A 12254-nucleotide genomic window follows, 5' to 3' on the forward strand; every position below is an offset into this window, starting at 1 on the left:
CACCCGTAAAAACCCGAATGCATCCCCTCCGCCTCTTGCCTCTCGTGCTGGCCTTGGCGCTGCCGCTGGGCGCGGTGGCTCAGCAGATCACCGTGTCCGCGGCGGCCAGCCTGACCGACGCGTTCAAGGCGCTGGGGCCGAAGTTCGAGGCCGTGAAACCAGGCGCCACGGTGCGCTTCAATTTCGCCGCTTCGGGCGTGCTGCTGCAGCAGATTGCACAGGGCGCACCGGTCGACGTGTTCGCCAGCGCCGACCAGGAGACCATGGGCCGCGCCGCCGAGCAGAAGCTCATCGATGCGGCCACGCGCCGGAACTTTGCGAGCAACGCCCTGGTGCTGATCGAGCCGCTGAGAGACGCGGCAGGCGTGCGGTCGCTGCAAGACCTTGCCGGCGCGGGCGTGCGAAAAATCGCAGTTGGCAAGACCGCCACAGTGCCGGTCGGCCGCTACACGCGGCAGGTGCTGGAAGGGGCAGGGCTCTGGAGCGTGCTCGAGCCCAAGTTCGTGCAGGCCGACAGCGTGCGCCAGGTGCTTGACTACGTGGCGCGCGGCGAAGTGGAGGCCGGTTTCGTCTACCGCACCGATGCGGCCGTGATGGGCGACAAGGTTCGGGTCGCCTTCGCGCCTGCAACCTCCGTGCCGGTGACCTACCCGGTCGCGGTGGTCGCCGACAGCCGGCAGAAAGCGCTGGCCGGCGATTTCGTGGCCTTTCTTTCGAGCGACGCGGCACGCGAAGTCCTCGCGCGTCATGGCTTCGGTACGCCATGATCGACGTCGACCTGAAGCTCACGGTCACCGACGGCACGCGCCGCTTCGACCTGGCGGCGCGTTTCGCGACCGATGTGCCATTCGCGGCGCTTTACGGACCTTCAGGCGCGGGCAAGACACTCACGCTGCAAGCCATCGCTGGTTTGCTGCGGCCGTCCGAAGGGCATGTGCGGCTTGATGGCCGCACGCTCTACGACTCTGCGCGCGGCATCGACGTGCCCGCGCCGGCGCGGCGCATCGGCTACCTGTTCCAGAACTACGCGCTGTTCCCGCACCTGTCGGTGCGCGAAAACGTGTCCTTCGGCCTGACCGCGTGGCACCGGCGCAAGCTGCCGCCGCGCGAGGCCGAGATGGTGCAGTCGCTGCTGGATGGTTTCGGCTTGGCCGCGCTGGCCGACAGCCGGCCGCAGAAGCTCTCGGGCGGCCAGCAGCAGCGCGTGGCGCTCGCCCGCGCGCTGGCCTGCCAGCCGCAGGTGCTGCTGCTCGACGAGCCCTTTGCCGCGCTCAACCCGATGTTGCGCAGTGAGCTGCGCAACGAGCTCGCGCAGGTCCGCCGCCAGTGGGGCATTCCGGTGCTGATGATCACGCACGACATCGACGACGTGCTCGCGTTGGCCGACGTGGCTTTCGTCTACGACAACGGCCAGGTGGTGCGGGAGATCGACCTGCACAACGGCGAGAGCCGCAACCTTGCGCTGCGCGAAGCGGGCGGCGTGCCGCCTGCGGAGGCGACGCCGCTGCATCGGAAGCTGCGTGGCCTGCTGCTGCAGGATGCGCCCGGCGCCTGAGTCTGTGGCGCATATGACCCTCGGCGCAAAAGCGGCTTGCGGTGGCGCTACGATCGCCGCATGAATCCTTCCATCGATGTTGCCGTCGTGATGCGCCGAGAGCGTGTCGAGAGCCGTTGGCAATCCTGGCGCTGGATTCTCGAAAGCGTCGGCCCCGACCAGCCCGGCTTCGGCACCGAGCCACGCCTGCTCGAGGCGAGCGATGGCGCGCAGCGCTGGCTGTACCCGGGTTTCAAGACCGAGCTGTTCCGCGACGAAGTGGAGGGCTACCACCTGAACGCCACCACGCCCGCGCCCTGCTGGTTCGTGCTGTGGCGCATGGAGGAAAACCCCAGCATCGCCAACGAGCCGCTGGCGCGGCCGGTGGTGGTGAGCCTCAGCTACAACGAAGCCGGACGCTGGCTCGACGCGCAGGAAACCGTGGAGCAAGTGCCTGCGCCCGAAGAGGTGATCGAGTGGATGCGCGGCTTCGTGCAAGAGCATTACGTGATCGAGCCCAAGCGCCGCAAGCGGCCCGAGAGTTTCCGTCCGCTGGTCGACCGCTTCGGCAACGCGGCCAGTGTGTCGACCGAGAAAAAGCGCGGCCACGGAGGAGGCGATGTCTGAGAACTTTTTCGACCGCTGGTCGCGGCGCAAGAACGAAGCGCGCGAAGAACTCGCGCCGCCGCCCGTCGTGCCGGAGACGCCGCCTACCGCGGAACCAATACCCGTTGCCGCGGGTCTTGCGGCCGAAGGGCAGGGGGAAGCGCCCCCGCCCACGCTGGCCGAGGCCGAGGCGCTCACGCCCGAGTCCGACTTTCGGCCCTTCGTGGCCAGGAACGTCGCGCCCGAGGTCAAGAACACCGCGTTCCGAAAGCTCTTTGCCGATCCGCAGTTCAATGTGATGGACGGCCTGGACACCTACGTCGACGACTATTCCAAGTCGACGCCGATCCCCGACAGCGTGCTGCGCCAGATCGCCAGCGCCAAGTTCCTCAAGCTGTTCGAGCACGAGGAAGAAACCGAGGAAGAAACCGAGGGAGATGAAACTCCCGCACCACCCCCGGAAACTCCCCACGCCGACACGCCGTCGGACGTGGCACAGTCCGAGCCTCCGGGGGATCTCCCCAGCCAGCAGGTTGCCGATGCGCAACCCGCAAGCCACAAAACCGATGACCACCACGCTGATCTGCGACTGCAACCAGACGATGCCGCTCGAGCCGAAGACGCTCGGCGCAGCGCTGGCTGAGCCGCTGCCCCTTCATTCCACCTTGTGCCGCCGTGAGGCGCCGGCTTTCCAGCGCGCCATCCGCTCGGGCGACGAAGTGGTGGTGGCCTGCACGCAGGAGCGCAAGCTGTTCACCGAGCTGGCCGAACAGACCGAAGGCGCGACCTCGCCGATCCGCTTCGTCAACATCCGCGAAACCGGCGGCTGGAGCCGCGACGCGAAGAACGCCAGCCCGAAGATCGCCGCCTTGCTGGCGGTGGCCCACCTGCCGGAGCCCGATCCAGTCTCGACCGTGAGCTATGCGAGCCAGGGCCGGCTCCTGATCGTCGGTCCGCTCGACGAAGCCGAAAAGGCCGCCGCGCTGGTGACCGACACGCTCCAGGTGTCGATCTTTTCCACCGGTCCGGGCGCCGCCGGCGGCGGGCAGGAACGCCGCTGGCCGGTGATGGCGGGACGCATCGCATCGCTTCAAGGCTGGCTCGGCGCCTTCTCGCTCAAGTGGACGCGCGACAACCCTATCGACCTGGACCTTTGCACGCGCTGCAATGCCTGCCTGAGCGTGTGCCCCGAGCAGGCGATCGGTCTCGACTACCAGATCGACCTGGCCAAGTGCACTTCGCACCGCGACTGCGAAAAAGCCTGCAGCGTGGCCGGTGCCATCAACTTCAGCCGGGCACCCGAGGCGCTCGATGCCGGGTTCGACCTGGTGCTCGACCTGGGCGCCACTGCGCTGATCGACTGGCATGCGCCGCCGCAGGGTTATTTCCACTTGGCGGGCGGACTCGCGCATGCCGAAGGCCTCTCGACCCTGCTGCGCCTGCGCGAGCTGGTGGGCGAGTTCGAGAAGCCGAAGTTCTTCGATTACAAGCAGAAGATCTGCGCCCACAGCCGCAACGAAGTGGTGGGCTGCAACGCCTGTGTCGAGGTTTGCTCGGCGCATGCCATCTCGAGCGACAAGGCGCGCCAGCGCATCGTCGTGAATCCGCAGCTGTGCGTCGGCTGCGGCGCCTGCACCACGGTGTGCCCGACCGGCGCGCTGGGCTACACCTATCCGCGCACGCCCGACCAGGGCCGCAAGCTGCGCACGCTGCTGTCCACCTATCTGGGTGCCGGCGGCCGCGACGCCGCGGTGCTGCTGCACAACGAGGAAGGTGGTCAGGCTCTCGTCGAACGACTCGGCCGTGAGGCGCAGCTCGGGCGCGGCAAGCGCGACGGTCTCGGTGGCGTGCCCGCGCACGTGCTGCCGGTGGCGCTGATGCATGTCGCGAGCACGGGCATCGATCTCTGGCTCAGCGCCATTGCGTTCGGCGCGTCGCAGGTGGCGGTGCTGACCACCGGCGAAGAGGCGCCCCAGTATCTGGACGCGCTGAAGAAGCAGATGGCCGTCGCGCAGGCGCTGCTCACGGGCCTGGGCTACACCGGTACGCACTTCCACCTGATCGAGGCCGCCACGCCGGCAACGCTGGATGCGGCGCTGACCGGCCTGCGCGCCACGCGGCAGCGCGTGCCCGGCAGCGCGGCGCGCTTTGCCGTCGGCGGCGAGAAGCGCGGCACGCTCGAGATGACGCTGGACCACCTGATGGCCCAGGCGCCCGCGCTGTCGGCGCCGGCTGCCGATGCCGCCGCACCGCTGGCGATTCCCCTGCCCGAGGGGTCTCCCTTCGGCGCGATCACCGTCAACAAGGACAGCTGCACGCTGTGCCTGGCCTGCGTGAGCGCCTGTCCCGCGAGCGCGCTGCAAGACAACCAGAACGCGCCGCAGCTGCGCTTCATCGAAAAGAACTGCGTTCAGTGCGGGCTCTGCGCCACCACTTGTCCCGAGAACGCCATTGCGCTCGTGCCGCGGCTTTCGACTGCCCCCGAGCGCAAGCAGCCCGTGGTGCTCAACGAGGCCAAGCCCTGGGCCTGCATCCGCTGCAGCAAGCCCTTCGGCACGCAGAAGGCCATCGAAGCGATGCTCGGCAAGCTGGCGGGCCACGCCATGTTCCAGGGCGAGGCGCTCGAGCGGCTCAAGATGTGCAGCGACTGCCGGGTGATCGACCTGTACAGCGCCCAGAACGAAATGAAGATCACCCAGTTATGAGTCAATTTCCTCCAATGACCTCGGCGCTCGACGAGGAGATTGCGCGTGCCGAGGTCTATGGCCTGCTCGCGCGCCTCTGGTATGCCGCGCCCGACGCCGAACTCCTCGGCGCCTTCAGCGTGGCACCGACCGAGGCGCCCGCGGCCGGCGCCTTTCTCGAAGAGCCCTGGCGGCAGCTGGTGGGCGCGGCGCGCGGCACCGACGCCGCTGCGGTGCATGCCGAGTACGACGCGCTCTTCGGCGGCATGGGCAAGCCCGAGGTGTACCTGTTTGGGTCGCACTACCTGAGCGGTTTTCTCAACGACAAGCCATTGGCCCAACTGCGCACAGACCTGGCCCGCCTCGGACTCGCGCGCGGCGACGCCGTCTCCGAAAGCGAAGACCATGTTGCCTGCCTGTTCGAGGTAATGCGCTACCTTATTGCCGGTGACGACGCAGCGGTAGCCAACCTTGCGCAGCAACAGGCTTTTTTCGCCACCCACCTGCAGTCGTGGCTGCCGACGCTCTGCGACGCAGTGGCGCAACATCCGAAGGCCCGCTTTTATGCCTCACTGGCCGGCTTTACCCGCGCCTTTGCCGAGGTCGAAGTCCAAGGCTTCGACATGCTCGGTTAATCGACATAGGGAAGTGTCGGATTGTGGGAAATAAGGGTCTAGACTAGTATCCAGATGTATGCAGATCAGTTCATATCTGGTTTGCCCCCCAGCCACTCCTGGAGATCACATGCAGGACAGCCAAGCGGTCGGAATCAAGCCGGCCTCGCGTCGAGGTTTCTTTTTAGGTGCCGCCAGCGCCGGTGCCGCGGTTGCCGCGGTTTCGGTGCTCCCCAAGGTCGTCGACACCCCCGCGGCGGTCGAAGTTGCCGCGCCCGCGGCGAAGCCCGCGCCTGAAAAAGGCGGCGGGTATTCGCTGAGCGAACACGTCAAGCATTACTACAAGACCGCTTCGACCTGAAGCGGACCCCACGATGTTGTTGACCAAGAAAACAGCCCCCGCGAACAGTGTCTCGCGGCAAGGGGAACGCGAGTCTTCCGCGTTCATTCACAGCCTGCGGCGCGGCCTTTCGGGTGCGCTGCCCACCATGGACCGGCGCGCCTTCCTCCGGCGTTCCGGGCTCGGCGTGGGCGTGGGCCTGGCCGCGGGCCAGCTCACGCTGATGCGCAAGGCCGAGGCGGCAGGCGAAGCGCGGCCCACCGCAATCGGCGCCGGCAAGGTCGAGATCAAGCGCACCGTGTGCTCGCACTGTTCGGTCGGCTGCGCCTCCGATGCGGTGGTCGAGAACGGTGTCTGGGTGCGCCAGGAGCCGGTGTTCGATTCGCCGCTCAACCTCGGCGCGCACTGCGCCAAGGGCGCTGCGCTGCGCGAGCACGGCCACGGCGAATACCGGCTGCGCTATCCGATGAAGCTGGTCAACGGCAAGTACGAGCGCATCAGCTGGGACACGGCGCTCAACGAGATCACCGCCAAGCTGAAGGACCTGCGTCAGGCCAGCGGTCCCGATTCGGTCTACTGGATCGGCTCGTCCAAGCACAGCAACGAGCAGGCGTACCTGATGCGCAAGTTCGTGAGCTTCTGGGGCAGCAACAACTGCGACCACCAGGCGCGCATCTGCCACTCGACCACGGTTGCCGGCGTCGCGAATACATGGGGCTATGGCGCCATGACCAATTCGTACAACGACATGCGCGGCTCCAAGGTGGCGATGTACATCGGCTCCAACGCCGCCGAGGCGCACCCGGTCAGCATGCTGCACATGCTCCATGCCAAGGAGCATGGGTGCAAGATGATCGTGGTCGATCCGCGCTTCACGCGCACCGCGGCCAAGGCCGACGAGTACGTGCGCATCCGCTCGGGCTCGGACATCGCCTTCCTGTTCGGCATCCTGCACCACATCTTCAAGAACGGCTGGGAAGACAAGCAGTACATCAACGACCGCGTCTTCGGCATGGAAAAGGTGCGCGAAGAGGTCCTGGCCAAGTGGACGCCCGACAAGGTCGAGGAGGCCTGCGGCGTCAAGGAGGCGCAGGTGCTCAAGGTGGCCACATGGCTCAACGAGAACCGCCCCGGCACCGTGGTGTGGTGCATGGGCCAGACCCAGCACACCATCGGCAATGCCATCGTGCGCGCCTCGTGCATCCTGCAGCTTGCGCTCGGCAACGTGGGCAAGTCGGGCGGCGGCACCAACATCTTCCGCGGCCATGACAACGTGCAGGGCGCCACCGACGTGGGCCCGAACCCCGACTCGCTGCCCGGCTACTACGGCATCGTCGAAGGTTCTTGGAGGCACTTCGCCGCCACCTGGGGCGTCGACTACGAATGGATCAAGGGCCGCTTCGCCTCGCCCGCGATGATGACCAAGCCGGGCATCACCGTGTCGCGCTGGATCGACGGCGTGCTCGAGAAGAACGAGCTGATCGACCAGGACTCGAACCTGCGCGGCGTGTTCTATTGGGGCCATGCGCCCAACTCGCAGACACGCGGCCTCGAGATGAAGCGCGCCATGGACAAGCTCGACCTGCTCGTGGTGGTCGACCCGTACCCCTCGGCCACCGCCGCCATGGCCGCAATGCCGGGCAACCCCGACGACCTCAACAAGAATCGCGCCGTCTACCTGCTGCCCGCGTGCACGCAGTTCGAGACCAGCGGCTCCGTGACGGCGTCGAACCGGTCGATCCAGTGGCGCGAGAAAGTGATCGAGCCGCTGTGGGAAAGCCGCAGCGACCACATGATCATGCAGCAGTTCGCCGACCGCCTGGGCTTCGGCAAGGAGCTCAGCAAGAACTTCAAGATGCAGAAGGTCAAGGGCATGGACGAGCCCCTGCCCGACGACATCCTGCGCGAAATCAACAAGACCTGCTGGGCCGTGGGCTACACCGGCCAGAGCCCCGAGCGGCTGCAGGCGCACATGCGCAACATGGGCGCCTTCGACGTGCGCACGCTCAAGGTGAAGGCCGGCGTGAAGGACAAGATCAACGGCTACGACCTCACGGGCGACTACTTCGGCCTGCCGTGGCCCTGCTACGGCACGCCCGAACTCAAGCACCCGGGCTCGCCCAACCTCTACGACACGTCCAAGCACGTGATGGAAGGCGGCGGCAACTTCCGCGCGAACTTCGGCGTGGAGCGCGACGGCAAGAACCTGCTGGCCGAGGACGGCTCGCATTCGGCCGGCGCCGACATCACCACGGGCTACCCCGAGCTGGACCACGTGCTGCTCAAGAAGCTGGGCTGGTGGGACGAACTCACCGAGGCCGAGAAGCCGAAGGCCGAAGGCAAGAACTGGAAGACCGACAGCTCGGGCGGCATGATCCGCGTGTTCATGAAGAACCACGGCTGCCATCCCTTCGGCAATGCCAAGGCGCGCGCGCTGGTCTGGAACTTCCCGGACGCGATTCCGCAGCACCGAGAGCCGCTGTACGGCAACCGGCCGGACCTGATGGCCAAGTACCCGACGCACGATGACAAGATGGCGTTCTGGCGTCTGCCAACGCTCTACAAGAGCGTGCAGCAGAAGAACATCGCCGACAAGGTGCACGAGAAGTTCCCGTACATCATGACCTCCGGCCGCCTGGTCGAATACGAGGGCGGCGGCGAGGAAACGCGCTCGAACCCCTGGCTTGCCGAGCTGCAGCAGGAGATGTTCATCGAGATCAACCCCAAGGTCGCGGCCGAAAAGGGCATCCGCAACGGCGAGCGCGCCTGGGTGCACACACCCACCGGCGCCAAGCTCAACGTGCAGGCGCTGATCACCGAGCGCGTGGGGCCCGACACCGTGTTCATGCCGTTCCACTTCTCGGGCCACTGGCAGGGCGTCGACATGCTCGGCTACTACCCGGCGGGCGCGGCCCCCGTGGTGCGCGGCGAGGCCATCAACACTGCTACCACCTACGGGTACGACAGCGTGACCATGATGCAAGAGACCAAGACCACGATCTGCAACGTGGAAAAAGCATAAGGAGGGCACCATGGCTCGAATGAAATTTGTCTGTGACGCAGAGCGTTGCATCGAATGCAACAGTTGCGTCACCGCCTGCAAGAACGAGAACGAGGTGCCCTGGGGCGTGAACCGCCGCCGGGTGGTCACGCTGAACGACGGGGTGCCGGGCGAGAAGTCGATCTCGGTGGCCTGCATGCATTGCTCCGACGCGCCCTGCATGGCGGTATGCCCGGTGCAGTGTTTCTACCGCACCGACGAAGGCGTGGTGCTGCACGACAAGGACGTGTGCATCGGCTGCGGCTACTGCTCGTATGCATGCCCGTTCGGCGCGCCGCAATTTCCGTCACAAGGCACCTTCGGCGTGCGCGGCAAGATGGACAAGTGCACCTTCTGCGCCGGCGGCCCCGAGGCCAACGGCTCCGAGGCCGAGTTCGAGAAGTACGGCCGCAACCGGCTCGCCGAAGGCAAGCTTCCGGCCTGCGCCGAGATGTGCTCGACCAAGGCGCTCCTGGCCGGCGACGGCGATGTGGTGGCCGACATCTTCCGCACCCGCGTGGTCCAGCGCGGCAAGGGTGCCGAAGTCTGGGGCTGGGGCACCGCCTACGGCTCCCAGCAAGCGGGCAAGCCGCCCGTGAACGGAGTGCAGAAATGAAGCGGCCGGGCCTTATCGCCCTGGGCGTTGCGCTGGCCGCAACCTGCCTCGTGGCCTGCGGCGAGAAGCCGCAGACCAATGCGCAGGGCGTGAAGCACGATGCCGTGCCCTGGAGCGGAACGAGCAGCCAGCAGAACGCCGGCACGGTGTTCACCGCACCCGGCTGGAAGGTCGGCGACAAGACGGCCTGGCAGCAGCAGCTCAAGACCCGCACGCAGAACGGGCAGAACGAATACACCAAAGAGAACTGAACGGAGAGCTTATGAAGCAAGCGCTGACCGCTCTGGTTCTTTGTTGTGCAGCACTGGGCTCGGCCTTCGGGCAGGCGCAGCCGCCGGCCGCACCCGGAACCACGTCCGCTCCCTCGGCGCCCGGTGTGAGTGCTACGCCGGCACCGCCCGCGGGCGGCATCCGGGGCCAGAACATCTTCGAGGTCAAGCCCGAAGCCAGCGAAGACCCCAACTACGCCAACCAGACCAACGGCGAGCGCATGAGGGTGCAGCCCGGCAACAACGCGCCCATGTGGCGCCAGGTCGGGCAAGGCGTGACCGGCTACAGCAGCCTGCCAAAGAGCGAAGCGCCCGAGGCCGGCAACCTGATCCAGCCTTCGGTGCAGTACCCTGGATCGCGCTACACCACGGCCGGCGAGGCCTGGCGGCAAGTTCGCAACGACTGGATCATTCCCTACGGCGCGGCGCTGCTGTTCGTCACGCTGCTGGCGCTGGCGATCTTCTATTTCACGCGCGGCCCCATCCGTCTGCACGGCCAGGAAACCGGCCGCAAGATCGAGCGCTTCACGCCTTTCGAGCGGGCCACGCACTGGTCGAACGCCATCGCGTTCGTCACGCTCGCGATCTCCGGCATCGTGATGGCCTTTGGCAAATTCTTCCTCTTGCCGTGGATGGGCCTGACGCTGTTCGGCTGGATCGCCTATGCGCTCAAGAACGTCCATAACTTCGTCGGTCCGCTCTTTGTGGTGACGACGGTGTTCATGGTGTTCACCTTCATTCGCGACAACCTCCCGCGCGCTGGAGACCTGAAATGGCTCGCGCGCTTCGGCGGCCTCTTCGGCGGACGGGAAGTGCCGTCGCACCGCTTCAACGCGGGCGAGAAGGTTGTTTTCTGGGGTGGCGTGCTGTTCCTCGGCCTCTTCGTCATCGGATCGGGACTCTTCCTGGACAAGCTGCTGCCGGGCTTCGTGTACACGCGCGGCGAGATGCAGGTGGCGCACATGGTCCACGGCGTTGCCACGCTGCTGATGATGGCGATGATCATGGGCCACATCTTCATCGGCACGCTCGGCATGACCGGCGCCTTTAAGGCTATGCGCACCGGCTACGTCGACGAGACCTGGGCCAAGGAGCACCATGAGCTCTGGTACGACGACATTGCCGCGGGCAAGATTCCCGCACAGCGCACGGTACCGGCCGACTCGTCGGTGCCGCCCGCACGGCCCGCGAGACCCGCCGAAGGAACGCCCTCATGAAAAAACTGTCGCTGAATTTCTGCATGCTGGTGCTCGCGCTGGCCGCACCCTTGGCCTGGGCCAAGCTGCCGCCGCCGCCCGCCACGCCGGAGGCAAAAGCCAAGGCCGCTGAAACCGCAGCCAAGACCGCTTGGACCGCCAAGGTCGATGCCTACAAGCTCTGCCAGGCGCAAGACCGCGTCGTGGCCAAGTACCGTGCGAGCGCGGCGTCGGCTGCCAAGCCGGTGCCAACTGCGGTTGTAGCCACGCCACCCTGCACCGACCCGGGCCCCTTCGCCTATACGCCGCCGCCGGACGCCAAGCCCATCGAGGCTGCGGGCGCGCATTCGCCGGCCACCACGGCCACATCGCCGCCAAGCACCACGCAGCCCGACGCCGCCGTCAATCCTGCGCCGAAGAAGGCGCAGTGACAACGCCGCTGCCGCCGTTGCCACTCCCACTCCCACGTCTCACCCAGGCCCGCGCCGCACTGACGCGCGAGGTCGAGGTCGTCGATGAGCATGGCGCGCGCGGCACGGTCTCTATCCCAGCCGAGCGCGATCTCACGGTATACGTGGACCGGCGCGAGCTCGTCACGCTGATGACGCTGGGCGCCCAGCCCGAACTGCTGGTGCTGGGCTACCTGCTGAACCAGCGCCTCATCGAATCGGCCAGCGACGTGGAGTCCGTCACGGTCGACTGGGAGGTGGGCGGCGCCGCGGTCAAGACCCACGCAGGCATCGACCGCATCGAGGAGCGCACCGCCAAGAAGGTGGTGACCACCGGCTGCGGCCAAGGGAGCGTTTTCGGCGACCTGATGGCCGACATCGACCAGCTCGAACTGCCGCCCACGCGCATGACGCAGGCGCAGCTCTATGCGCTGGTCAACGCCATCCGGCTCCAGGAGAGTACCTACAAGTCGGCCGGATCGGTGCACGGCTGCGCGCTGTTCACGCTCGAGCCCGGCGGTGCCGAGGCCACGATGCACTGCTTCGTCGAGGACGTGGGCCGCCACAACGCCATCGACACCATCGCGGGCTGGTGCGCCATGCAGCCGCCGGGCGCACTCGCGGGTGACCGCGTGTTCTACACCACCGGCCGGCTCACGAGCGAAATGGTGATCAAGTCGGCCCAGATGGGCGTGCCCATCGTGGTCTCGCGCAGCGGCATCACGCAGATGGGCCATGAGGTCGCCACGCGCGTGGGCCTGTGCGCCATCGGCCGGGCGACCAACCGGCACTTCGTCTGCTACGCGGGCGTCGATCGGCTGGTGCTGCAACCGGAACTCGCGCGCCGAAGTCCGGCCTAAGGCTGTTCGCCCCTTGCGGTAAGCCCCTCAAAGGCGCCGGCGCACG

The 12254-nt window shown here is 66.9% G+C and carries 13 protein-coding genes; all 13 read left to right on the forward strand.

Going from position 1 to position 12254, the window contains the following annotated elements; genetic code table 11:
- Positions 1-17 precede the first annotated feature (17 nt).
- Positions 18-767: a molybdate ABC transporter substrate-binding protein gene (gene modA, locus ASC78_RS15865; RefSeq protein WP_055802959.1), complete on the forward strand. Its 750-nt coding sequence runs from the start codon at positions 18-20 to the stop codon at positions 765-767.
- The gene (locus ASC78_RS15870) at positions 764-1555 is read left to right on the forward strand and encodes an ABC transporter ATP-binding protein (protein WP_055802961.1); all 792 of its coding nucleotides are present in this window, start codon (positions 764-766) and stop codon (positions 1553-1555) included. The genes modA and ASC78_RS15870 overlap by 4 nt, the downstream gene beginning before the upstream one ends.
- Before the next feature lie 60 nt (positions 1556-1615).
- Entirely contained in the window at positions 1616-2161 is a 546-nt protein-coding gene (locus ASC78_RS15875) for a DUF3305 domain-containing protein (RefSeq protein WP_200934316.1), read from the forward strand.
- Positions 2154-2783 (forward strand): DUF3306 domain-containing protein, encoded by a 630-nt coding sequence (locus ASC78_RS15880; RefSeq protein WP_055802965.1) that lies wholly within the window; start codon positions 2154-2156, stop codon positions 2781-2783. The genes ASC78_RS15875 and ASC78_RS15880 overlap by 8 nt, the downstream gene beginning before the upstream one ends.
- Positions 2707-4845 (forward strand): 4Fe-4S dicluster domain-containing protein, encoded by a 2139-nt coding sequence (locus tag ASC78_RS15885; protein WP_200934317.1) that lies wholly within the window; start codon positions 2707-2709, stop codon positions 4843-4845. Before ASC78_RS15880 ends, ASC78_RS15885 begins: the two co-directional genes overlap by 77 nt.
- Entirely contained in the window at positions 4842-5459 is a 618-nt protein-coding gene (locus ASC78_RS15890) for a TorD/DmsD family molecular chaperone (protein WP_055802966.1), read from the forward strand. Before ASC78_RS15885 ends, ASC78_RS15890 begins: the two co-directional genes overlap by 4 nt.
- A 109-nt stretch (positions 5460-5568) precedes the next feature.
- Complete coding sequence (locus tag ASC78_RS15895) at positions 5569-5799, forward strand: hypothetical protein (protein ID WP_055802968.1); 231 nt, start codon at positions 5569-5571, stop codon at positions 5797-5799.
- A 13-nt stretch (positions 5800-5812) separates the two neighbouring features.
- Positions 5813-8800, forward strand: a complete 2988-nt coding sequence (locus ASC78_RS15900; RefSeq protein WP_055802970.1) for a formate dehydrogenase subunit alpha — start codon at positions 5813-5815, stop codon at positions 8798-8800.
- A gap of 10 nt (positions 8801-8810) precedes the next feature.
- The gene (gene fdh3B, locus ASC78_RS15905; RefSeq protein WP_055802972.1) at positions 8811-9434 is read left to right on the forward strand and encodes a formate dehydrogenase FDH3 subunit beta; all 624 of its coding nucleotides are present in this window, start codon (positions 8811-8813) and stop codon (positions 9432-9434) included.
- On the forward strand, positions 9431-9685 hold the full coding sequence (locus tag ASC78_RS15910) for a hypothetical protein (protein ID WP_055802974.1): 255 nt from the start codon (positions 9431-9433) through the stop codon (positions 9683-9685). Before fdh3B ends, ASC78_RS15910 begins: the two co-directional genes overlap by 4 nt.
- Before the next feature lie 11 nt (positions 9686-9696).
- Complete coding sequence (locus tag ASC78_RS15915; RefSeq protein WP_055802977.1) at positions 9697-10920, forward strand: formate dehydrogenase subunit gamma; 1224 nt, start codon at positions 9697-9699, stop codon at positions 10918-10920.
- Positions 10917-11330 (forward strand): hypothetical protein, encoded by a 414-nt coding sequence (locus tag ASC78_RS15920; RefSeq protein WP_055802979.1) that lies wholly within the window; start codon positions 10917-10919, stop codon positions 11328-11330. The genes ASC78_RS15915 and ASC78_RS15920 overlap by 4 nt, the downstream gene beginning before the upstream one ends.
- A gap of 8 nt (positions 11331-11338) precedes the next feature.
- The gene (locus tag ASC78_RS15925) at positions 11339-12208 is read left to right on the forward strand and encodes a formate dehydrogenase accessory sulfurtransferase FdhD (protein ID WP_443082725.1); all 870 of its coding nucleotides are present in this window, start codon (positions 11339-11341) and stop codon (positions 12206-12208) included.
- Positions 12209-12254: the final 46 nt, after the last annotated feature.

The organism is Variovorax sp. Root318D1, from assembly GCF_001424835.1.
Classification (GTDB): Bacteria; Pseudomonadota; Gammaproteobacteria; order Burkholderiales; family Burkholderiaceae_C; genus Variovorax.

Coding starts and splice junctions, on each gene's coding strand:
- modA (WP_055802959.1), top strand. CDS start 18: ATGCATCCCCTCCGCCTCTTGCCTCTCGTGCTGGCCTTGGCGCTGCCG.
- ASC78_RS15870 (WP_055802961.1), top strand. CDS start 764: ATGATCGACGTCGACCTGAAGCTCACGGTCACCGACGGCACGCGCCGC.
- ASC78_RS15875 (WP_200934316.1), top strand. CDS start 1,616: ATGAATCCTTCCATCGATGTTGCCGTCGTGATGCGCCGAGAGCGTGTC.
- ASC78_RS15880 (WP_055802965.1), top strand. CDS start 2,154: ATGTCTGAGAACTTTTTCGACCGCTGGTCGCGGCGCAAGAACGAAGCG.
- ASC78_RS15885 (WP_200934317.1), top strand. CDS start 2,707: ATGACCACCACGCTGATCTGCGACTGCAACCAGACGATGCCGCTCGAG.
- ASC78_RS15890 (WP_055802966.1), top strand. CDS start 4,842: ATGAGTCAATTTCCTCCAATGACCTCGGCGCTCGACGAGGAGATTGCG.
- ASC78_RS15895 (WP_055802968.1), top strand. CDS start 5,569: ATGCAGGACAGCCAAGCGGTCGGAATCAAGCCGGCCTCGCGTCGAGGT.
- ASC78_RS15900 (WP_055802970.1), top strand. CDS start 5,813: ATGTTGTTGACCAAGAAAACAGCCCCCGCGAACAGTGTCTCGCGGCAA.
- fdh3B (WP_055802972.1), top strand. CDS start 8,811: ATGGCTCGAATGAAATTTGTCTGTGACGCAGAGCGTTGCATCGAATGC.
- ASC78_RS15910 (WP_055802974.1), top strand. CDS start 9,431: ATGAAGCGGCCGGGCCTTATCGCCCTGGGCGTTGCGCTGGCCGCAACC.
- ASC78_RS15915 (WP_055802977.1), top strand. CDS start 9,697: ATGAAGCAAGCGCTGACCGCTCTGGTTCTTTGTTGTGCAGCACTGGGC.
- ASC78_RS15920 (WP_055802979.1), top strand. CDS start 10,917: ATGAAAAAACTGTCGCTGAATTTCTGCATGCTGGTGCTCGCGCTGGCC.